The sequence below is a fragment of the Pseudomonas sp. NPDC077408 genome, from assembly GCF_050269105.1.
Lineage (GTDB): Bacteria > Pseudomonadota > Gammaproteobacteria > Pseudomonadales > Pseudomonadaceae > Stutzerimonas.
Map to the genome: position 1 here is coordinate 398,465 of NZ_JBNNHS010000001.1, position 22,352 is coordinate 420,816.

20 protein-coding genes are annotated in these 22,352 nt (G+C 58.8%); 17 read left to right on the forward strand and 3 right to left on the reverse strand.

The genetic code is table 11. From position 1 onward, the window contains the following. Positions 1–21: 21 nt before the first annotated feature. The gene (map, locus tag ACQKEK_RS01930; RefSeq protein ID WP_046162042.1) at positions 22–804 is read right to left on the reverse strand and encodes a type I methionyl aminopeptidase; all 783 of its coding nucleotides are present in this window, start codon (positions 802–804) and stop codon (positions 22–24) included. A 294-nt stretch (positions 805–1,098) separates the two neighbouring features. On the opposite strand from map, the gene rpsB reads away from it, so the two are divergent. The 17 genes from rpsB (at position 1,099) to ACQKEK_RS02015 (ending at position 20,626) form a co-directional block, all read left to right on the forward strand. After that, positions 1,099–1,839 carry a 30S ribosomal protein S2 gene (gene rpsB / locus ACQKEK_RS01935; protein ID WP_128119479.1) on the forward strand — a complete coding sequence of 247 codons (741 nt, stop codon included), beginning with the start codon at positions 1,099–1,101 and terminating at the stop codon, positions 1,837–1,839. A 125-nt stretch (positions 1,840–1,964) separates the two neighbouring features. Continuing rightward, complete coding sequence (tsf, locus tag ACQKEK_RS01940; RefSeq protein ID WP_128119478.1) at positions 1,965–2,834, forward strand: translation elongation factor Ts; 870 nt, start codon at positions 1,965–1,967, stop codon at positions 2,832–2,834. Positions 2,835–3,029: 195 nt separating this feature from the next. Beyond that, entirely contained in the window at positions 3,030–3,773 is a 744-nt protein-coding gene (pyrH, locus tag ACQKEK_RS01945; RefSeq protein ID WP_128119477.1) for a UMP kinase, read from the forward strand. Then, positions 3,770–4,327, forward strand: a complete 558-nt coding sequence (frr, locus tag ACQKEK_RS01950) for a ribosome recycling factor (RefSeq protein WP_025240920.1) — start codon at positions 3,770–3,772, stop codon at positions 4,325–4,327. Before pyrH ends, frr begins: the two co-directional genes overlap by 4 nt. A 158-nt stretch (positions 4,328–4,485) precedes the next feature. Continuing rightward, positions 4,486–5,247, forward strand: a complete 762-nt coding sequence (uppS, locus tag ACQKEK_RS01955; protein WP_128119476.1) for a polyprenyl diphosphate synthase — start codon at positions 4,486–4,488, stop codon at positions 5,245–5,247. After that, positions 5,241–6,056 (forward strand): phosphatidate cytidylyltransferase, encoded by an 816-nt coding sequence (locus tag ACQKEK_RS01960; protein WP_499140901.1) that lies wholly within the window; start codon positions 5,241–5,243, stop codon positions 6,054–6,056. Before uppS ends, ACQKEK_RS01960 begins: the two co-directional genes overlap by 7 nt. Further along, on the forward strand, positions 6,050–7,243 hold the full coding sequence (gene ispC / locus ACQKEK_RS01965) for a 1-deoxy-D-xylulose-5-phosphate reductoisomerase (RefSeq protein WP_499140902.1): 1,194 nt from the start codon (positions 6,050–6,052) through the stop codon (positions 7,241–7,243). Before ACQKEK_RS01960 ends, ispC begins: the two co-directional genes overlap by 7 nt. Before the next feature lie 85 nt (positions 7,244–7,328). Beyond that, positions 7,329–8,681, forward strand: coding sequence for an RIP metalloprotease RseP (rseP, locus tag ACQKEK_RS01970; protein WP_499140903.1), 1,353 nt, complete (start codon positions 7,329–7,331; stop codon positions 8,679–8,681). Between the two features lie 69 nt (positions 8,682–8,750). After that, positions 8,751–11,114: an outer membrane protein assembly factor BamA gene (bamA, locus tag ACQKEK_RS01975; protein WP_499140904.1), complete on the forward strand. Its 2,364-nt coding sequence runs from the start codon at positions 8,751–8,753 to the stop codon at positions 11,112–11,114. Between the two features lie 47 nt (positions 11,115–11,161). Beyond that, the gene (locus ACQKEK_RS01980) at positions 11,162–11,665 is read left to right on the forward strand and encodes an OmpH/Skp family outer membrane protein (RefSeq protein ID WP_128119472.1); all 504 of its coding nucleotides are present in this window, start codon (positions 11,162–11,164) and stop codon (positions 11,663–11,665) included. After that, positions 11,662–12,723 (forward strand): UDP-3-O-(3-hydroxymyristoyl)glucosamine N-acyltransferase, encoded by a 1,062-nt coding sequence (gene lpxD, locus ACQKEK_RS01985; protein ID WP_499141333.1) that lies wholly within the window; start codon positions 11,662–11,664, stop codon positions 12,721–12,723. The genes ACQKEK_RS01980 and lpxD overlap by 4 nt, the downstream gene beginning before the upstream one ends. Positions 12,724–12,823: 100 nt before the next feature. Beyond that, complete coding sequence (gene fabZ / locus ACQKEK_RS01990; protein WP_019342391.1) at positions 12,824–13,264, forward strand: 3-hydroxyacyl-ACP dehydratase FabZ; 441 nt, start codon at positions 12,824–12,826, stop codon at positions 13,262–13,264. After that, the gene (gene lpxA / locus ACQKEK_RS01995; protein WP_499140905.1) at positions 13,261–14,037 is read left to right on the forward strand and encodes an acyl-ACP--UDP-N-acetylglucosamine O-acyltransferase; all 777 of its coding nucleotides are present in this window, start codon (positions 13,261–13,263) and stop codon (positions 14,035–14,037) included. Before fabZ ends, lpxA begins: the two co-directional genes overlap by 4 nt. A gap of 1 nt (position 14,038) precedes the next feature. After that, positions 14,039–15,172 (forward strand): lipid-A-disaccharide synthase, encoded by a 1,134-nt coding sequence (lpxB, locus tag ACQKEK_RS02000; protein WP_499140906.1) that lies wholly within the window; start codon positions 14,039–14,041, stop codon positions 15,170–15,172. Further along, positions 15,172–15,831, forward strand: a complete 660-nt coding sequence (rnhB, locus tag ACQKEK_RS02005) for a ribonuclease HII (RefSeq protein ID WP_499140907.1) — start codon at positions 15,172–15,174, stop codon at positions 15,829–15,831. The genes lpxB and rnhB overlap by 1 nt, the downstream gene beginning before the upstream one ends. Positions 15,832–15,967: 136 nt before the next feature. Beyond that, positions 15,968–19,489 (forward strand): DNA polymerase III subunit alpha, encoded by a 3,522-nt coding sequence (gene dnaE / locus ACQKEK_RS02010; protein WP_499140908.1) that lies wholly within the window; start codon positions 15,968–15,970, stop codon positions 19,487–19,489. 186 nt (positions 19,490–19,675) lie between these two features. Beyond that, complete coding sequence (locus ACQKEK_RS02015; protein WP_499140909.1) at positions 19,676–20,626, forward strand: acetyl-CoA carboxylase carboxyltransferase subunit alpha; 951 nt, start codon at positions 19,676–19,678, stop codon at positions 20,624–20,626. A gap of 262 nt (positions 20,627–20,888) precedes the next feature. On the opposite strand, the gene ACQKEK_RS02020 is transcribed toward ACQKEK_RS02015, so the two are convergent. Both ACQKEK_RS02020 and ACQKEK_RS02025 read right to left on the reverse strand, forming a co-directional pair. Further along, a complete protein-coding gene (locus ACQKEK_RS02020; RefSeq protein WP_499140910.1) occupies positions 20,889–21,668 on the reverse strand; it encodes an IclR family transcriptional regulator in 780 nt (259 codons plus the stop codon). After that, the gene (locus ACQKEK_RS02025) at positions 21,665–22,351 is read right to left on the reverse strand and encodes a sarcosine oxidase subunit gamma (RefSeq protein ID WP_499140911.1); all 687 of its coding nucleotides are present in this window, start codon (positions 22,349–22,351) and stop codon (positions 21,665–21,667) included. The genes ACQKEK_RS02020 and ACQKEK_RS02025 overlap by 4 nt, the downstream gene beginning before the upstream one ends. Between the last annotated feature and the right edge of the window lies 1 nt (position 22,352).

Here is a 22,352-nt window from a genome sequence, read left to right on the forward strand (position 1 = left end):
CCCTCCATCAAAGCATCAAAATTAGGGCGATGTGCGGGCTATGGTGTCATCGCTGCGCAGGGTGAAGATTTCATAGCCATCGGCGGTCACCACAAGGGTGTGTTCCCATTGGGCGGATAGCTTGCGGTCCTTGGTAATGGCTGTCCAGCCGTCACCAAGCAGGCGAGTTTCCGACCGGCCCTGGTTAATCATTGGCTCTATGGTGAAGGTCATTCCTTCCTTTAGCTCCAGCCCGGTCCCAGCGCGGCCGTAGTGAAGCACTTGCGGCTCTTCGTGGAAAACCTTGCCGATGCCATGTCCACAGTACTCGCGGACGACGGAGAAGCCGTTCTTCTCGGCATGCTTCTGTATCACCTCGCCGATGTCCCCTAGGCGCGCTCCGGGGCGGACAACCTCGATACCTTTATAAAGGCATTCCTGCGTTACCTTGCAGAGCCGCTCGGCCCACTCAGGCGCTTTGCCGACGAGGAACATTCGGCTGGTATCGCCGTGGTAACCATCCTTGATGACTGTGATATCGATATTGAGGATGTCACCGTCTTTGAGAGGCTTGTCGTTGGGAATGCCATGACAGACGACATGATTGATTGATGTGCAAATCGATTTGGGATAACCCTTGTAATTGAGCGGGGCGGGTATGGCTTGTTGTACGTTTACGATGTGCTCGTGGCAGATGCGGTCCAGCTCTTCGGTGGTGACGCCCGGCTTGACGTGATCACCGATCATTTCGAGCACCTCGGCGGCCAGGCGGCCGGCAATGCGCATTTTCTCGATGTCTTCAGGCGTCTTGATGGAAACAGTCATGCAACCCTCTTGGCGCCAAGAGGCGCAGGCAAATAGATATTAAGAGACAAATGATAAACCAAAGAAGGCTTTACCTGCAGGCGGCCCTGATGGCTCGGGCAAACCAGGGTTAGCGAGGTTCCATGTCAGTCCGCGCTAGCCTCTGATGCTGGCTTGTGCTATAAAACGCGCCGCTCTGCGGGACTACCTGCCGAGCCTGACCCCACACACGTGTCGACACGGTATCCTGGGTGCTCGCAAGAGTTGGATATCGGGACGCGTGGAGGCCTAACCCGACTTATCTGAGGAACTCTCATGTCTCAAGTCACCATGCGCGATATGCTGAAGGCCGGTGTGCACTTCGGCCACCAGACCCGTTACTGGAACCCGAAGATGAATAAGTACATCTTTGGCGCGCGTAACAAGATTCATATCATCAACCTTGAGAAAACCCTGCCGATGTTCAACGACGCGCTGCGTTTCGTTGAAAAGCTGGCTGCAGGCAAAAACAAGATTCTGTTCGTCGGCACCAAGCGTTCCGCTGGCAAGATCGTTCGCGAAGAGGCTGCTCGTTGTGGTTCGCCGTACGTCGATCATCGCTGGTTGGGCGGCATGCTGACCAACTACAAGACCATTCGTGCCTCGATCAAGCGTCTGCGTGAACTGGAAGTCCAGGCTCAGGACGGCACCTTCGAGAAGCTGACCAAGAAAGAGGCGCTGATGCGTACTCGCGATCTTGAGAAGCTGGATCGTAGCCTGGGCGGTATCAAGGACATGGGCGGTCTGCCGGACGCCATGTTCGTTGTTGACGTCGACCACGAGCGTATTGCGATCTCCGAAGCCAACAAGCTGGGTATTCCGGTTATCGGCATCGTTGATACCAACAGCAGCCCGGAAGGCGTCGACTACATCATTCCTGGTAACGATGATGCCATTCGTGCCGTGCAACTCTATCTGGGCTCCATGGCAGACGCTGTGCTGCGTGGTCGTCAGAACAACGCTGGCGGTGCTGACGAGTTCGTCGAAGAGACAGCCGCTGAGGCTGCTCAAGGCTGAGCGCATCTGTCGCCTAGCTGATACCCGTTGAACAGAAAGGGGGCTATGCCCCCTTTTTGCCAATTCCGAATTGATCGCCCGAGATGAGGGTATGATCGACAATCGAATCGAGAGGATTTGCGAACATGGCAGAGATCACTGCAGCCCTGGTTAAAGAACTGCGCGAGCGCACTGGCCAAGGCATGATGGATTGCAAAAAGGCGCTCACCGCCGCTGGTGGCGACATCGAGAAAGCAATTGATGACATGCGTGCTGCGGGTGCCATCAAGGCAGCCAAGAAGGCTGGCAACATTGCTGCTGAAGGCGCCATCGCGGTTAAAGTCGCGGATGACAACAAGCGTGCCGTGATTATCGAAGTCAACTCGCAGACCGACTTCCTGGCCCTGCAGGACGACTTCAAGAATTTCGTCAGCAACAGCGTCGAGAAAGCGTTCGCCGAGAAGATGACCGATGCTGCTCCGCTGGTCGCCGCTCAGGAAGCTGATCGTGAGGCGCTGGTCGCGAAGTGCGGCGAGAACGTCAATATCCGCCGTCTGACCACTGTCGAAGCCGATCTGGTGGGCTCTTATCTGCACGGTCACCGGATTGGTGTCCTGGTGGCGCTGAAAGGTGGTAGCGTCGAGCTGGCGAAGGAAATCGCCATGCACGTCGCCGCTAGCAATCCTCAGTTCCTGGATCCATCGCAGGTTTCTGAGGAAGCTGTTGCGAAGGAAAAAGAGATCTTCCTGGCACTGAACGAAGATAAGATCAAAGGCAAGCCTGCCGAAATCGTCGAGAAGATGGTTGCAGGCCGTATCAGCAAGTTTCTCGCTGAAGCCAGTCTGGTCGAGCAGGCCTTCGTCAAGGATCCGGACGTCAAGGTCGGTGAGCTGGCGAAAAAAGCCGGTGCCGAAATCGTTTCCTTCGTTCGTTACGAGGTAGGTGAGGGCATCGAGCGCGCTGAGGTCGATTTCGCTGCTGAAGTTGCCGCTCAGGTGGCAGCCACCAAGCAATAAGACGTTTCTGCCGTCCTCGAAGAGGCTGCCCGCTCACGCGCGCGGCCTCTTTGTCGGATTGGGGGATGGAAACGTTTTTGCCAATGCGGCAGTCACCGCTTGGCACCAATGCGAGACTGCGCTGTCATAGCGCAGACATTTTTCCCGGCTGCAGGCCAGCCTAGTCATACAAATGCCGCAGGAGAGACAACGCCAATGGCTCAGCAGATGAGTGCACGCAATCCTCGCTATAAACGCATTCTGCTCAAACTAAGCGGCGAGGCCCTTATGGGGTCGGAGGACTTTGGCATTGATCCCAAGGTGCTTGATCGCATGGCCTTGGAGGTTGGGCAGTTAGTCGGCATAGGCGTAGAAGTTGGTCTGGTCATTGGCGGCGGCAATCTTTTCCGCGGTGCTGCTCTTTCCGCCGCAGGCATGGATCGTGTGACTGGCGACCATATGGGTATGCTCGCTACGGTCATGAACTCCTTGGCCATGCGTGACGCCTTGGAGCGCTCGAACATACCCGCATTGGTCATGTCGGCGATTTCGATGGTTGGCGTCACTGATCATTACGACCGTCGCAAGGCGATGCGTCATCTGAAAGGTGGCGAGGTAGTGATCTTCTCCGCCGGCACCGGCAATCCGTTCTTTACCACTGATTCGGCCGCCTGCCTGCGTGCCATCGAGATTCATGCCGATGTGGTGCTCAAGGCTACCAAGGTTGACGGCGTTTATACGGCCGACCCCTTCAAGGATCCGAATGCCGAGAAGTTCGAGCAGCTTACCTATGATGATGTGCTTGACCGCAAGCTGGGCGTCATGGACCTGACTGCCATTTGCCTATGCCGCGACCACAACATGCCGCTGCGGGTGTTCAATATGAACAAGCCCGGTGCCCTGCTCAATATTGTGCTTGGCGGCGCTGAAGGAACCCTGATCGAGGAGCAGTACCAATGATCAATGAGATTAAGCAAGACGCTCAAGAGCGCATGAAGAAAACCCTGGAATCGCTGGGGCATGCATTCGCCAAGATTCGTACCGGTCGCGCTCATCCGAGCATTCTCGATGGCGTTATGGTGTCGTATTACGGCAGCGATACACCTCTGCGCCAGATTGCGAATGTCACGGCAGAAGACTCGCGCACTTTGGCCCTTACTGTCTTTGATAGAGGCATGATCCAGGCGGTTGAAAAAGCGATCATGACGTCTGATCTGGGCCTAAACCCCGCCACTGCCGGTACTACGATTCGCGTACCGATGCCTGCGCTTACTGAAGAGACCCGTAAGGGGTACACCAAGCAGGCACGCTCAGAGGCTGAAAACGCTCGTGTCGCCGTGCGCAACATTCGGCGCGATGCTATTGCCCAGCTCAAGGATCTGGTGAAGGAAAAGGAAATCAGTGAAGACGAGGAACGACGCGGTCAAGACGACGTTCAAAAGCTGACCGACAAGTACGTTGCGGAGATCGACAAGGCGCTTGAAGGTAAGGAAAACGATCTGATGGCTGTTTGATGTCGCTGTACCGGACTTCGTCCGTACTGCACACGTCGGAGTGCGCCGAGGCCGAAAGGTTCGTGGCGCGAGGGGCTAACCAGTCGTATCCCCGGAAATTGCCATTGGCGGTTTCTCCCATTGTTCGCAGCGTGATTGAGCGCAGGTAGAGTCGTTTCATGGATAAGGTCAGGCAGATTGCCGGACGGAATGTACCCCGTCATGTCGCAGTCATCATGGATGGTAACAATCGCTGGGCGAAGCGGCGTCTCTTGCCCGGCGTGGCCGGGCACAAGGCGGGCGTCGATGCGGTGCGAGCCGTTATCGAGGTATGCGCCGAGGCGGGTGTCGAGGTGCTGACGCTGTTCGCCTTTTCCAGTGAGAACTGGCAGAGGCCGGCCGAGGAGGTTGGTGCACTCATGGAGCTTTTCCTGAGCGCTCTACGCCGAGAAGCGCGCAAGCTCAACGATAATGGCATCAGCTTGCGAATCATTGGCGATCGTTCACGCTTTCACCCGGAGCTGCAGGCGGCGATGCTCGACGCCGAGGAAATGACCGCGGGCTCCGGCCGTTTCGTGCTTCAGGTCGCTGCCAATTACGGCGGACAGTGGGACATTCTCCAGGCCGCACAACGGTTGGCCCGCGAAGCGCAGGAAGGTCGACTCAATCCAGATGAAGTGACTCCCGCCCTTTTTCAGCGCTATCTGGCAACGGGCGACATGCCTCTGCCGGATCTCTGTATTCGCACCGGTGGTGAGCGACGCATCAGCAATTTCCTGTTATGGCAGTTGGCTTATGCCGAACTGTATTTCTCGGACCTGTTCTGGCCCGATTTCAAGCACGATGCAATGCGTACAGCATTGGCCGATTTCGCCAAGCGCCAGCGACGTTTCGGCAAGACCGGTGACCAAGTAGAAATAGAGGTTCGAGCTGAATGCTGAAGCATCGCATCATCACGGCGGCCATCCTTCTTCCGATCGCACTGATTGGTTTTTTCCTTCTCGAAGGTCTCGCTTTTGCGCTGTTCATAGGCGTAGTCGTTGTGCTTGGGGGATGGGAATGGGCGCGTCTGGCGGGCTTTGAGGCTCAGTCGGTTCGGGTTCTTTATGCGATAGCGGTCGGTCTGCTGCTTGTGGGGCTCTATTTAGCACCAGCCTTGGCGTCCTGGTTGCTTACGCTCAGCGTGATCTGGTGGCTGGTTGCCACGGCGCTCGTGGTCAGTTATCCCCGAAGTCAGCGGCACTGGGGTGGATCTGTCGGCAGTCTGGTTATCGGATTGTTGATCCTATTGCCCGCCTGGCAGGGCCTGGTTTTGCTCAAGCAGTGGCCACAGGGCAATTGGCTTATCGTTGCAGTGATGGTCCTGGTGTGGGGAGCTGACATTGGTGCCTATGCGGCTGGCAAGACCTTTGGCCGTCGCAAGCTTGCTCCGCAGGTCAGCCCAGGCAAGAGTTGGGAGGGGATGATTGGCGGCTTGGTTACCAGCCTGCTAATCACATTGTTTGTTGGGCTTTATCAGTCTTGGTCTGCGCGTGAGCTGGCGCTGGCTCTGTTAGGTGCAGCTCTTGTGGTGGTCATTTCCGTTATTGGTGATTTGACCGAAAGCATGTTCAAACGCAGCTCGGGTATTAAGGACAGCAGCCAGCTACTTCCGGGGCACGGTGGTGTGCTGGATCGTATCGACAGCTTGACCGCTGCGGTACCCGTGTTCACGGTCCTGCTGTGGCTGGCCGGCTGGGGTGCATGGTGAGTGGGCCGCTGCAGATAACGATTCTTGGTGCGACCGGCTCCATCGGCCTCAGCACGCTGGATGTGATTGCGCGTCATCCCGAGCGCTACCAAGCCTTTGCGCTCACTGCATTCAGTCGCATTGCCGAATTGCGCGAGCTGTGCCGACTGCATCGGCCGCGTTATGCGGTGGTTGCCAATAGTGACCGGGCTCGTGTGTTGCAGGAGCAGCTCGACAGTGACGGCGTCAAGACACGCGTGCTCGTGGGTGAGGGTGGCCTGAGCGAAGTTGCAGCGCATCCCGAGGTCGACGTGGTCATGGCGGCGATAGTTGGTGCTGCGGGCTTACGGCCGACGCTCTCCGCCGTTCAGGCCAGCAAGCGGGTCCTGTTGGCGAACAAGGAGGCTCTGGTAATGTCTGGCGCGTTGTTCATGCAGGCGCTGCGTGACAGCGAGGCGGTGCTGCTGCCCATCGATAGCGAGCACAACGCCATCTTCCAGTGTTTGCCTGGCAACTACGCGCAGGGGTTGGGGCATGTCGGCGTCAGGCGAATTCTGCTTACCGCGTCCGGTGGTCCGTTCCGGCAACTACCCCTGGATCAGTTGTCTGCCGTATCTGCAGACCAGGCCTGTGCGCACCCCAACTGGTCCATGGGTCGCAAGATCTCCGTTGATTCAGCAAGCATGATGAACAAGGGGCTTGAGCTCATTGAAGCGTGCTGGCTGTTCGATGCGCGGCCGGAACAGGTAGAAGTTGTTATTCACCCGCAGAGCGTCATTCACTCGATGGTCGACTACGTCGACGGCTCGGTCCTGGCGCAACTGGGTAATCCCGATATGCGGACACCGATTGCACACGCACTGGCGTGGCCGGAAAGAATCGACTCAGGCGTATCGGCGCTGGACCTGTTGCAGGTAGGTCGTCTGGATTTCGAGGCTCCCGACCAGGACAGGTTTCCTTGTCTTCGGATTGCCAGGCAGGCCGCGCAGAACGGCGGAACGGCGCCGGCGATGCTCAATGCCGCGAACGAGGTAGCCGTGGACGCTTTCCTCAATGGTCGCATTCGCTTCACGGAAATCGCGAGTATTATCGAGCATGTTCTCGATCTGGAAGCTTCGGTTCCGGCTCGTTGCCTGGCAGATGTGCTGACTGCCGATGCCCAGGCACGCAGGCTCGCCTCGCACTGGTTGCAAAGTCGCGATCGGTAGCGATCAAAAGTCCCAACTTGGCTGTAGCGCTCCGGTATGGACCGGGCTCGCAGGCTTCTAAAAGACCTTTCGAGGCAGAGGATATATGGGCGCGCTGTACATGATCATCGGCACCCTGGTGGCGCTGGGTGTACTGGTAACCTTCCACGAATTCGGGCATTTCTGGGTAGCCCGGCGTTGCGGCGTAAAAGTTCTGCGTTTTTCGGTAGGCTTCGGGCGGCCCCTGTTGCGTTGGCATGACCGCCAGGGTACCGAGTTCGTTCTCGCTGCGATCCCCCTCGGCGGCTATGTCAAAATGCTCGACGAACGCGAGGGCGACGTGCCGCCCACTCTGCTGGGGCAGGCCTTCAACCGCAAAACCGTTAGGCAGCGCTTCGCCATTGTGTCGGCCGGGCCTTTGGCCAACTTTCTGCTTGCCCTGGTGTTCTTCTGGATCTTGGCGATGCTGGGTACCGAGCAAGTACGCCCGGTCGTAGGTGCAGTAGAGGCTGGCAGCCTTGCTGAGCGAGCCGGGTTGATGGCCGGGCAGGAAATCGTCGAGATTAACGGCAAGCCAACTGCAGGATGGGCAGACGTCAATTTGCAATTGATCAGGCGCCTTGGTGAGAGCGGTTCGCTCGAAATGTTGGTGAGCGAGGTTGATGGTGGTCGGTCGCAGCGGTTACAGCTTGAGCTGAACGACTGGCTTAAGGGTGCTGAGGAGCCGGACCCGATCGGCTCACTGGGTATTCGTCCCTGGCGTCCGGAAATCGCCCCGGTTGTGGCTCAGCTGGATCCCGAAGGGCCGGCGCAGGCGGCTGGCGTGCGGATTGGGGATCGCTTGGTCAGCCTTAACGCCGAGGCGCTAACCGAATGGCAAGAAGTGATTGACCGTGTTAGGCCGCTGGGCGGGCAAGCTGTTTTGCTGGAGGTTGAGCGTAACGGCGAGCAGATCGAGCTCCCCCTGACACTGGCTGAACGTGGCGAAGGAGATGAGCGTCGGGGCTATCTTGGCGCCGGCGTCGCGGGTGGAGAATGGCCGCCTGAAATGCTGCGGCAGGTCAGCCGTGGTCCTGTCGAAGCTGTCGGGGAAGGGCTTCGTCGCACATGGACGATGAGTGTTCTGACTCTGGATTCGCTTAAGAAAATGCTCTTCGGGGAGCTCTCGGTAAAAAACTTGAGCGGCCCGATAACCATTGCTAAAGTGGCGGGCGCTTCTGCACAGTCGGGCGTGGGCGACTTCTTGAATTTCCTCGCCTACCTGAGCATAAGTCTTGGGGTACTCAATCTATTGCCTATCCCCGTCCTGGATGGAGGCCATCTGCTCTTCTACCTGGTCGAGTGGGTCCGTGGACGTCCCTTATCGGACAGGGTCCAGGGCTGGGGAGTACAGATCGGTATCAGCCTGGTTGTTGGGGTGATGCTGCTTGCGCTGGTCAACGACCTTGGCCGCCTTTAATCGCCATATACCTTGATGTCGCCGCGCCACGCGCAGGTTCAATTATCAGGTTTGAAAAGAAAGGACTTCATGAAACGTCTGCTGCTACCTGCGGTAATTTCCGCACTGATGATTGCCGAAGTTCACGCCGAGTCCTTCACTATTTCCGATATACGCGTCAACGGCCTGCAGCGTGTCTCAGCTGGCAGCGTCTTTGGTGCGTTGCCGCTAAACGTCGGCCAGGCAGCTGACGACAGCCGCCTGGTCGATGCTACCCGCGCGCTGTTTCGTACCGGTTTTTTTGAAGACATCCAGCTCGGCCGTGAGGGCGACGTACTGGTAATTAACGTGGTCGAGCGCCCTTCAATCTCCGGCATCGAGATCGACGGCAACAAGGCAATCAAGACCGAAGATTTGCTTTCCGGCCTGGAGCAGTCGGGCCTGGCAGAAGGTGAAATCTTCCAGCGAGCCACGCTCGAGGGCGTGCGCAACGAGCTGCAGCGTCAATATGTTGCTCAGGGGCGCTACTCGGCTACGATCGAAACTGAGGTCGTCCCGCAGCCTCGCAACCGCGTCGCGCTGAAAATAGATATTAACGAAGGCTCCGTTGCGGCGATTAAGCACATCAACGTTGTCGGCAATTCCGTATTCCCCGACGAAGATCTCACCGATCTGTTCGAGCTGAAGACCAGCAACTGGTTGTCGTTCTTTCGCAACGACGACAAGTATGCCCGGGAGAAGCTTTCCGGTGACCTTGAACGTCTGCGCTCTTATTACTTGGATCGCGGCTATATCAACATGGACATCACCTCTACTCAGGTGTCCATTACGCCGGACAAGAAAGACGTCTACATCACGGTAGATATCGCTGAAGGTGATCGTTACACCGTCAGCGACGTCAAGCTGAGCGGCGATTTGAAAGTGCCGCAGGAAGAGCTGCAATCTTTGCTGTTGGCGAAGGAGGGTCAGGTTTTCTCGCGCAAAGTCATGACCACTACCTCAGAGCTGATTACGCGTCGCTTGGGCAATGAGGGCTACACCTTCGCCAACGTCAATGGTGTGCCGGAAACCAACGACGAGAACAATACTGTCTCGATCACCTTCGTGGTCGATCCAGGCAAGCGCGCCTATGTCAATCGCATCAATTTCCGCGGCAATACCAAGACCGAAGACGAAGTGCTGCGCCGTGAGATGCGCCAGATGGAAGGCGGCTGGGCGTCGACTTATTTGATCGATCAATCCAAAACCCGTCTCGAAAGGTTGGGTTTCTTCAAGGAAGTGAACGTCGAAACGCCCCAGGTCCCGGGTACCGACGACCAGATCGACGTGAACTACAGTGTCGAAGAGCAGCCGTCTGGCTCGATCATGGCGAGCATTGGATTTGCGCAGAATGCGGGTCTGATTCTCGGCGGTTCAATCAGCCAGAACAACTTCCTGGGCACCGGTAACCGTGTCAGCCTCGGGTTGACCCGCAGCGAATACCAGTCGCGTTACAACTTCGGGTTCGTCGATCCCTACTGGACCGAAGACGGTGTCAGCCTCGGTTATAACGCCTTCTATCGAACCACCGATTACGACGAGCTGGACTACGACGTGTCTAGCTACTCGGTCGACAGCCTGGGCGGCGGTGTGAATATTGGCTATCCGATCAGCGAGACTTCGCGGTTGTCGTTTGGTCTATCCGCGCAACAGGACACGATTGATAGCGGGCGGTACACGGTCGATGAAATTTTCGATTTTATCGAGCAAGAAGGCGACAGCTACCTCAACTTCAAGGCCTCAGTCGGTTGGTCTGAGTCGACGTTGAACCGCGGGGTTCTGGCAACTCGCGGACATTCGCAAAGCCTTTCTCTGGAAACCACCATTCCAGGCAGTGACCTGTCGTTCTACAAGCTCGATTACAACGCTCAGCTGTTCGTGCCGGTTACCAAGACCTACACCATGAGGCTGCATACGCAGTTGGGTTATGGGGATGCCTATGGCTCGACCTCACGGCTGCCGTTCTACGAGCACTACTATGCTGGTGGTTTCAACTCTGTTCGTGGCTTCGAAGACAGCAGTCTCGGTCCGCGCAGCACACCGAGCCTTGGCGAGCCTGTAACCGGGAATGAGGGCACCATTGCCGATCCTGATCAGGATGCGCTGCCATACGGTGGTAACGTGCTGATCCAGGGCGGAATGGAGCTGCTGTTTCCGATGCCGTTCGTCAAGGATCAGCGCTCGCTGCGCACCTCAGTGTTCTGGGACGTGGGTAACGTCTACGATACAAATTGCCCGTCGGGTTCGGCTAAGTGCAGCGACATCGATATCGGGGACATGGCCAGTTCGGTCGGTGTCGGTCTGACCTGGATCACTGCCATGGGGCCCTTGAGTTTCAGTCTGGCGATGCCCGTAATGAAGCCGGACGAAGCAGATACCCAGGTCTTCCAGTTCTCGCTGGGCCAAACCTTTTAACCATCTGGAGCCCTGCTCCAGCGCATTCCTGAAGAGTGGTATATACCGTGCGTAAGTTGACCCAATTGCTTGTTATTGCCGCTGCTCTAGTGGCGACCCCCGCATTCGCCGAGATGAAAATAGCGGTGATGAATTATCAGATGGCTCTGCTCGAATCGGACGCAGCCAAGCGTTACTCGGTCGACGCAGAGAAGAAGTTCGGCCCGCAGCTGGAGAAGCTCAAAGGACTGGAGAGCGACGCCAAACGCATTCAGGATCGCCTGGGTAAAGACGGCGATAAGATGCAGCAGGCTGAGCGTGAGCGGCTTGAGCTTGAATTCAAGCAGAAGGCTCGTGACTTCCAGTTTCTTTCGAAGGAGCTGAACGAGTCTAAGGCCTCCGCCGATCGTGACATGCTCAAGCAGCTCAAGCCAAAGCTAGACAAGGCTGTCGAAGAAGTTATCAAGAAGGGCGATTTCGACTTGGTGTTGGAGCGCGGCGCGGTCGTGGATGTCAAACCACAGTACGACATCACCCGCCAGGTCATTGAGCGCATGAATCAGCTGCGCTGATGAGCGGAGTAGCCTATTCACTAGGTGATCTAGTCGCAAGGCTAGGGGCCGAGCTGCGCGGCGACGGCTCGCTGCAAGTGTCAGGCCTGGCGACTTTGCAGGACGCCGGCCCTGAGCATTTGAGTTTCCTTGCCAACGCGCAATACCGGAAATTTCTGCCCACGACGAGGGCTGGAGGCGTGCTGCTTACCGCCGAGGATGCCGACGGCTATGCGGGTACCGCTTTGGTTGTCGCCAATCCCTATCTCGCCTATGCACGTATCTCGCATTTGTTTGAGAGCCGGCCTCGAGCGTCCGCCGGTATTCATCCAACCGCAGTAGTGGATCCCAGCGCTGTGGTTGATCCCTCGGCGCGCATCGGTGCTCAAGTGGTAATTGAAGCAGGGGCCTGGGTTGGCCCCGATGTGGAGATCGGCGCCCAGTCCGTGATCGGCGCGCGAAGCCGCATCGGCGCGGGGGGGCGACTCGCGGCTCGAGTCACCCTTTGCCACGACGTGATCATTGGTGATCGCGTGGTCATTCAGCCCGGTGCGGTGATCGGTGGTGAAGGGTTCGGCTTCGCCAATGAACAAGGGAGTTGGGAGAAGATTGCTCAGCTAGGTGGTGTGCGTATTGGTAATGATGTCGAGATTGGCGCCAATACCACCATCGACCGTGGTGCCATATCGGATACGGTTATAGGAAATGGCGTCAAGCTGGACAACCAGATCATGATCGCGCACAACGTACAGATCGGCGATAACACTGCCATGGCAGGGTGTTCCGGCATTTCCGGGAGCACCAAGATCGGTCGCAACTGTATGATCGCTGGCGGCGCCGGGCTGGTTGGGCATATCGAAGTCTGCGATAACGTGTTCATAACCGGCATGACCATGGTCACCCGCTCGATCACCGAACCGGGAAGCTATTCTTCGGGAACGGCCATGCAGACCGCCGCGGAGTGGCGTAAGAGCGCTGCCCGGATTCGTCATCTCGACGACATGGCGCGCCGCCTGCAGCAAGTAGAAAAACGCCTGGCCTCCGTGACCCCGCGCGGGGATGCGTCTTCTGATGGCTGACCCCACCGTCTGATCGCTCCTGTCAGAAGGCATTTGCCAGCGGGTCGCGCAGCCATATGGCTGCGCAGACTCCCTTTCTCCTTACGGGCTTTTTCTTCATATGATGGATATCAACGAGATACGCGAATACCTTCCCCACCGATACCCCTTTCTACTGGTTGACCGGGTGGTGGAGCTCGACACGGACGCCAAGCGTATTCGTGGCTACAAGAACGTCACCATCAACGAACCCTTCTTCAATGGTCACTTCCCGCAACATCCAATCATGCCGGGTGTATTGATCATTGAAGCGATGGCGCAAGCGGCAGGACTGCTTGGTTTCAAGATGATGGGTGCGAAGCCAGCCGATGGCACGCTTTACTTCTTCGTGGGCTCGGACAAGCTGCGCTTCCGTCAACCAGTCGTGCCGGGCGATCAGTTGACCCTCGAGGCGTCATTCATCAGCGCCAAGCGCGGAATCTGGAAGTTCGATTGCCGCGCCAGTGTTGATGGTAAGCCGGTATGCTCGGCCGAAATCATTTGTGCGGAACAGAAGATATGAGTTTGGTCGACCCTCGTGCCATCGTCGACCCGGCGGCCCGGCTGGGGGATAACGTTCAGGTCGGCCCATGGTCGATCATCGGTCCGGATGTCGAAATAGGCGAGGGAACAGTGATCGCGTCTCACGTGGTCATTAAAGGGCCGACCCGTATTGGCCGGCACAATCGAATCTTCCAGTTTTCTTCGGTGGGTGAAGACACGCCCGACCTCAAATACAAGGGCGAGCCTACGCGCCTTGTGATCGGTGACCACAACGTGATCCGGGAGGGGGTAACCATTCACCGCGGCACTGTTCAGGATCGAGGCGAGACCACGCTCGGCAACCACAACCTGATCATGGCCTATGCCCACATCGGTCATGACAGTGTGATCGCCAATCATTGCATCCTGGTCAACAACACGGCGCTGGCCGGTCATGTGCATGTGGGTGACTGGGCGATTCTGTCCGGATACACGCTGGTGCACCAGTATTGCCACATCGGTGCGTACAGCTTTTCCGGCATGGGGACCGCAATAGGCAAGGACGTTCCTGCGTTCGTGACGGTATTCGGCAACCCGGCCGAGGCGCGCAGTATGAACTTCGAAGGCATGCGTCGCCGTGGTTTTACCGAAGAAACCATTCTAGCGCTGCGCAACGCCTACAAAGTCGTCTATCGCAAGGGGCTGACAGTCGAGGCTGCGCTCGCTGTGCTCGCCGCCGATGCCCAGGCCTTCCCAGAAGTAGCGCTCTTCCGAGACTCCATACAAGCCTCTAACCGCGGCATCACACGCTGATATGTCCAGGCCGTTGACCGTTGCACTCGTGGCTGGCGAAGCGTCCGGCGACATCCTTGGTGCAGGTTTGATGCAGGCGCTCAAGGCGCAGCACGCGAACGTCGAATTCATCGGTGTAGGCGGGCCCCGAATGGAGGCGCAGGGCCTCGAGTCCTATTTCCCGCAAGAGCGCCTGGCTGTAATGGGGCTGGTGGAGGTGCTCGGTCGCCTACCGGAGCTGCTGAGACGCCGCAAGCGTCTGCTCCAGACGTTGCTGGGTGTGCGCCCCGATGTGTTCATTGGCATCGATGCGCCGGATTTTAATCTGGACTTGGCGCTTAAGCTGCGGCGTGCGGGGATCAAGACTGTGCATTACGTCAGTCCGTCGGTCTGGGCATGGCGACAGAAGCGCGTGCTGAAAATCCGAGACGCCTGCGATCTGATGCTTACGCTGTTTCCCTTCGAGGCGAAGTTTTACGACGCACACCAGGTGGCGGTGCGTTTTGTGGGCCACCCTCTGGCTGACACCATCCCGTTAGTCTCTGATCGAGCCGCTGCGCGGACAACATTGGGCCTGCCGCAGGAAGGGTTGATTGTGGCCCTGATGCCCGGCAGTCGGGGCGGCGAGGTCGGGCGTCTTGGTGAACTCTTCCTGGCCGCAGCTGACAGGCTACGCTCGATGCGGCCGGGGATCCGTTTCGTGGTGCCCTGTGCCAGTCCCGAGCGGCGTGCTCAACTGGAGCAGATGCTAATAGGGCGGGACCTTCCGTTGACACTGCTCGATGGCCATTCCCACGAGGCGTTGGCCGCCTGCAATGCGGTACTGATTGCTTCCGGCACCGCGACGCTCGAAGCCTTGCTGTACAAACGTCCCATGGTGGTGGCCTACAGCGTTTCGCCGCTGACGTTTCGAGTTCTGAAGCGCCTAGTGAAGAGCCCCTACGTAGCCTTACCCAATTTGCTGGCTCAGCGTCTTCTTGTTCCGGAGTTGCTTCAGGATGCCGCGACTCCCGATGCAATGGCGCAGCTGTTGTCGCCATTGCTGGATAACGGTGACAGCCAGACCGAGGGCTTTGACGCCATTCACCGTACGCTGCGCTGCGATGCCTCGAGCCAGGCAGCCGATGCGGTGCTCGAACTGTTAGGCAGGCGCTAATGCAGATCGGGTTGGATTTCAATCTGGTAGAAGAGCTCGTTGCAGGCGTCGACGAGGTTGGCCGTGGGCCGCTGTGCGGGCCAGTGGTGACCGCGGCAGTGATTCTTGACCCATTGCGACCGATCAGGGGCCTGAACGACTCGAAGAAGCTCACTGAAGCACGCCGCGAGGCGCTGTTCGACGAGATCTGCCAGAAAGCGATCGCCTGGTGTATTGCCCGCGCCGAGGTGCATGAAATCGATCAGCTGAACATCCTGCACGCCACTATGCTGGCGATGCAGAGGGCAGTTGAAGGGCTGAGCGTGACTCCTCGACTGGCCTTGATCGACGGCAATCGATGCCCTCAGCTTGCGGTGCCGAGCGCACCCGTCATACAGGGTGATGCTCAGGTGCCCGCCATTGCCGCTGCGTCGATTCTGGCCAAGGTCAGCCGAGATCGCGAAATGCGTGCGCTGGACTTGTGTTATCCAGGCTATGGGCTTTCCGCACACAAGGGCTACCCGACGCCGAACCATCTCGAAGCCTTGCAACGGCTCGGTCCGACCATCATCCATCGCCGATCCTTCGCGCCAGTGCGCAACCTGCTGGAGCAACGTGGCGCGCTGGGCGGAAGCGTGATCATCGAAACGATCGGCGCGCCTGCCAGCCTGCTGGGCTGAATTTCCGCCCGGAGCATCTCGCAGCCTATCGAGACCTACGTTCCGCTGATCCATAACCGGCCAAACACCGTCTTAATCGGCTTCGGCTTTCCGGTACAATTCGCGGCTTGTCGTTTCGCCAGTCCAAGGTTGGTTCATGTCCGTCTCCTTCGTCCATCTTCGTCTGCACACTGAATATTCTCTGGTTGACGGGCTGGTGCGCGTTAAGCCGCTGGTGAAGTCGGTGGCAGGCGCTGGCATGCCGGCGGTGGCCGTCACGGATCAGAGCAACATGTGCTCGCTGGTCAAGTTCTACAAGGCGGCGCAGGGCGCCGGAATCAAACCGATCTGTGGCGCCGATATCTGGCTGGCCAGTCGCGAGGAGGACGGTCCGCTCAGTCGATTGACATTGCTGGCGATGAACAGCCGGGGGTATCGCAACCTGACCGAACTGGTCTCGCGCGGCTGGACGGAAGGTCAGCGCAACGATCAGATAATCATCGAGCGCGACTGGGTCAAAGCTGCCGCAGAAGGCCTGATCGCGTTGTCCGGCGCCAAAGAAGGAGAAATTGGCCATGCGCTGCTCGACGGCGAAGAAGCCTCAGCCGCGGCGTTGCTCGACGAGTGGCAGGCTGTCTTCCCCCAGCGGTTCTACCTGGAAGTCCAGCGCACCAGCCGGGTGAACGATGAAGAGCACTTGCATGCTTCGGTCGCGTTGGCGCAGCGCTGTAACGTACCGCTAGTGGCTACCAATGATGTTCGTTTTCTCAAGCAAGAAGATTTCGAGGCACACGAAACCCGCGTCTGCATTGGTGAGAGCCGTACGCTCGATGACTCGCGGCGGCCGCGTAACTATTCTGATCAGCAGTACCTGAAGACGCCCGAGGAGATGTGGGAGCTGTTCAGCGACCTGCCTGAGGCGTTGGAGAATACCGTCGAAATTGCTCGGCGCTGCAATATCGAAGTGCAGTTGGGGACCTACTTCCTGCCTGACTTCCCGGTACCTGCGGGCATGACCATGGACGAGTACTTCCGCAAGGTCTCGTTCGACGGCCTCGATGAGCGTCTCGAGGTGTTGCTACCGAAGGACACGCCTGACTACGAGGCGAAGAAGCAGGTCTATGTCGACCGGCTGAATTTCGAGCTCGACATCATCATCCAAATGGGCTTCCCAGGCTACTTCCTGATCGTTATGGACTTCATCCAGTGGGCGAAGAACAACGGCGTTCCGGTAGGGCCGGGACGGGGATCGGGTGCGGGATCACTGGTCGCCTATGTGCAGAAAATCACTGACCTCGACCCGCTGGCCTATGATCTGCTGTTCGAGCGCTTCCTCAACCCTGAGCGGGTCTCCATGCCCGACTTCGACGTCGACTTCTGTATGGATGGCCGCGATCGGGTCATCGATTACGTGGCGGAGAAATACGGCCGTAACGCCGTCAGCCAGATCATTACCTTTGGCACCATGGCCGCGAAGGCGGTGGTGCGTGATGTGGCGCGGGTGCAGGGCAAGTCCTATGGGCTCGCTGATCGGCTGTCGAAGATGATTCCCTTCGAAGTCGGCATGACCCTCGAAAAAGCCTACGAGATGGAGGAGCCGCTGCGGGACTTTCTCGCCGTCGACGAAGACGCCCGGGAAATCTGGGACATGGCGCTCAAGCTCGAAGGCATTACCCGTGGCACCGGCAAGCACGCCGGGGGCGTGGTCATTGCGCCAACCAAACTCACCGACTTCGCGCCCATCGCCTGCGATGATGAAGGTGGCAGTCTGGTGACCCAGTTCGACAAGGATGACGTCGAATCCGCCGGCCTGGTCAAGTTCGACTTCCTCGGCCTGCGGACCCTGACCATCATCAAATGGGCGATGGAGACGATCAACCGGGAGCAAGCCAAGAAGGGCCTGGATCCGCTGAACATCGACTTCATTCCGCTGAATGACAAGCCGACGTTCTCGTTGCTGCAAAAAGCTGAAACGACGGCGGTTTTCCAGCTTGAATCGCGCGGCATGAAAGAGCTGATCAAGAAGCTCAAGCCCGACTGCCTGGAAGACCTGATTGCTCTGGTGGCGCTGTTCCGTCCTGGCCCGCTGCAGTCGGGCATGGTGGACGACTTCATCAACCGTAAGCATGGTCGCGCGGAGATTTCTTACCCGCACTCTGATTACCAGTACGAAGGCCTGAAGCCGGTATTGGCGCCTACCTACGGCATCATCCTGTACCAGGAACAGGTGATGCAGATCGCTCAGGTCATGGGTGGCTACACCCTCGGCCAGGCGGACATGCTGCGCCGTGCCATGGGCAAGAAGAAGCCTGAGGAAATGGCCAAGCAACGCGGCGGGTTCATCGAGGGTTGCGCCAACAACGGCATCGACGCGGACCTGGCGGGCAACATCTTCGATCTGGTGGAAAAATTCGCCGGCTACGGTTTCAACAAATCCCACTCGGCTGCCTATGGGCTTGTTTCCTACCAGACCGCCTGGCTAAAGGCGCATCATCCATCGCCCTTCATGGCTGCGGTGCTGTCTGCGGACATGCACAACACCGACAAGGTGGTCACGCTGATCGAGGAATGCCGCAGCATGAAGCTGCGCATCGATGCCCCGGACGTGAACAATTCGGAGTTCAAGTTCACGGTCAGTGACGATGGACGAATCATTTACGGCCTGGGTGCGATCAAAGGCGTCGGTGAGGGACCGGTGGAAGCTATCTGCGAATGCCGCAAAGAAGGCGGGCCGTTCAAGGAACTGTTCGATTTCTGCAGTCGTGTCGATCTCAAGCGAATCAACAAACGCACCCTCGAAGCGTTGATCCGCGGGGGGGCATTGGATCGTCTGGGGCCGTACTTTTCGGACGAACCAAAAGCCTACCAAGCCAATATCGATCGCAACCGGGCGGTGCTGCTCTCGGCGATGGAAGAGGCTATCCAGGCCGCGGAGCAGACGGCACGCAGCCTCGACAGCGGCCATGCGGACCTGTTTGGTGGACTCTTCGCTGAGCCCGAAGCCGATGTTTATGCCAACCATCGCAAAGCCCGCGAGCTGTCCTTGAAGGAGCGTCTGAAAGGCGAGAAGGACACGCTGGGGCTATACCTCACAGGCCATCCGATCGATGAATATGAGGGTGAGGTCCGCCGCTTCGCCCGTCAGCGCATCATTGATTTGCGCCCCGCGCGGGGCGAGCAGACCATTGCCGGCTTGATCGTCAACTTGCGGGTCATGAAGAACAAGAAAGGCGACAAAATGGGCTTCATCACCCTGGATGACCGTTCGGGACGGATTGAAGCCTCGCTGTTTGCCGAAGCCTTCAACAGTGCTCAGGCGCTGTTGCAGACCGATGCCCTGGTAGTGGTCGAAGGTGAAGTCAGTAACGACGATTTTTCAGGAGGCTTGCGCTTGCGAGCCAAGCGAGTCATGAGCTTGGAAGAAGCCCGAACTGGGCTGGCCGAGAGCCTGCGAGTCAAAGTCGCCGGCGAGGCACTCAAGGGTGATCGAGTGCGCTGGCTGGCGGATGTCTGTGGCCGTCATCGCGGCGCCTGTCCGATCACGCTTGAGTACACCAGTGCCGATGCCCGGGCCCTGCTGCAGTTCGGTGAAGGCTGGCGAATCGACCCGGCCGACAACTTGATTCAGGCATTGCGTGACCAGTTCGGGCGCGACAACGTCTTTCTGCAATACCGATAGTAGGACGAGCCGAGTGGTGCACCATTGCCGGTGCGAGACCCATTCGACGTCCTGAACCGGCCCGGTCCTGGATCGGGTCATGTTTGCGAACATTTTGTTCGACCTGAATGCGTCCGTCCCGTAAGGTAGGGCGCAAAAAACGGAACAGCTCCCGGCCGCCTGGCCGTCGACGCATGACGGATGCCTATGAACCCGAATTTTCTCGATTTCGAACAGCCGATCGCCGACCTGCAAGCCAAGATCGAAGAATTGCGCCTGGTTGGTAACGACAACTCGCTGAACATTGGCGATGAGATTGCCCGCCTGCAGGACAAGAGCGAGTCGCTCACCGAGAGCATCTTCGGCAATCTCACCAGTTGGCAGATCGCTCGCCTGGCTCGACACCCACAGCGCCCCTACACGCTGGATTACATCAACCATCTGTTTACGGAATTCGAAGAGCTGCATGGCGACCGCCATTTCTCCGATGACGCTGCGATCGTTGGCGGGACGGCTCGACTGAACGGCGAACCGGTGATGATCATCGGCCACCAGAAGGGCCGTGAAGTCCGTGAAAAGGTCCGCCGTAACTTTGGTATGCCGCGTCCAGAAGGCTATCGCAAGGCGTGCCGCCTGATGGAAATGGCCGAACGCTTCAAGATGCCGATCCTGACCTTCATTGATACGCCGGGCGCCTATCCTGGTATCGACGCTGAAGAGCGCAACCAGAGCGAAGCGATCGCCTGGAACCTGCGGGTGATGGCGCGGCTGAAAACACCCATCATTGCTACCGTGATCGGCGAAGGTGGTTCGGGCGGTGCGCTGGCCATCGGCGTCTGCGATCAGCTGAACATGCTGCAGTACTCGACCTATGCGGTCATCTCGCCAGAAGGTTGCGCCTCAATCCTGTGGCGCACCGCTGACAAGGCGCCGGAAGCTGCCGAGGCCATGGGTGTCACCGCCGACCGCCTGAAAAATCTTGGCATCGTCGACAAAGTCATAGCTGAGCCGCTGGGTGGTGCACATCGCAATCCGGCCGTCACTGCCGCGTCGCTGCGCGAAGAGCTCACCACCCAGCTCGAAATGCTCAAGGGGTTCGACACCGAAGCCTTGCTGAAGCGGCGTTACGAGCGCCTGATGAGCTACGGCATCGCCTGATAGCGGACGATGGCGCTGCACCGCGCGTCGGTCATGCAGTGCCTTTCTCTACCGGCCGTGTGAAACGGGCCGGTATCGGCAGCAGGCAAAGCAAACGCCCCGAATGAAGTTCGGGGCGTTTGCTTTTGTGCCGTATGAAAACCATGGGGTGCGCCGGCTGCCGCACAAAAAAGCGGATATTTCGGCTTCATCGCAGGCTTCGGAGCGGGCGCCTTGGGAGCACCCGCATACTATGCGCAGGCGAGCACAGCGGCTCGACCTTTCAGGTTGCCCCTAGCTCCTGGGAGATCAAATCGGCGCTGAGCAGCACCTGCTGGCGAAAGCGCTCCTGGGCCTGCGGGTCGTCCATGACCGCTTCCTGCCCGGACAGGTTGATGGCCGCGACCACCTCGCCAAGGTGATTGCGAATGCCGCAGGCGATCGCCGTGGAATAGTCGGAGCGGTGCAGCACCCAGCCACGCTCGCGGTCCTCGTGGATCAGTTGCTGCAGCTCCGGTAGCGTCTTCGGTGCCGGCGGCGGGTAGTCGTCCAGGCGAGCGTGCCGGTACAAGTTTTCGAGCGCCTCCTCTGGCAGCGCGGTCAGCAGGATGCGGGCCATGGCGCTGCAATGGCATGGAATCCGGGTGCCGATCGGGATGTTCACTGACAGCCGCTGAGCGGCGAAGGCTCGATAGATGTAGAGGCTGTCGGTGTGCTCGCGAATAGTCAGATGGCAGGACAGCGAGGTCCGGTCGCGCAGGCCGTTGAGGTGCGGCAGGGCGATGTCCACCAGGTCGCGGCTGGCCAGGTAGCTGAAGCCGTCGGAAACCACCTGTGGGCCCAGCTCGTAGGTGTTCTTGGCGACATTGCGAAGATAGCCCATCTCAATCAGCGTATGGACGATTCGGTAGATCGCCGAAACGCTCAAACCCAGGCGCTCGGCTATTTCCGCCATCGCCAGGGTGCGCTGGCTGGCACCGAACATCTGCAGGATGCATAGCCCCCGTTGCAGGGCGGGAACGCGGTAATCGTTCTCCCGCTCTGCCGGCTCGCTGGTGTTCATGGTTTGAGCAGTGAATCGATGCCCACCGGCTGACCACCGAATTCGGCCATCGCATCGAGCAGGGCGTCCCAGAAATAGCTCGCCGAGGCGCGGTCGCAGAGAATATGCAGGGCCGGCAGTTCGGCTATCGGCGCATTGATAACGATCACGCTGATCCGTGCCGCCGAGGTTTGTGCCACCGAGCCTGGTGCGAACGCCTGCGGCCGCAGATCCACGCCACAGAGTTTGGCCATCACCTCGCTGACATGGGCGCCGGTGAGCAGCAGCCAGGCATGACTATCCTGGCGCGGCAGCAGGTAGTTGGCCTGGTCGCTGAGCTGCCAGTCGGTTTCTTCCTGCGCGACCCGCACCCCGGCATCACCCAGGCTGCCCAGCAAGAGGTATTCAGTCTTTGAAAGGCGCGCGACCAGGCCGCCGTCCGGCTGCGCTATGGCCTGGTTCGGCCGCTCGGGCAGCTGGTAGCCACGGGCGCGGAGGTAAGCGGCGGCATCGCTGCCACGAAAGCCCGCGCGCGCCAGGTTGCACAGGTCGATCAGGCCGCAGCGTCGCCGCTGAGCCCGTTCGTCGTTGCCGCTGTAGCACGCGACCACGGTGGTTTCGCAGAGCTGGCGCAGCTGGGCGCCGGCGTGCTTGCGATACAGTGGGCTGCGCTCGCTGAACGGCTCTGCTTGCAGGTTGACCATG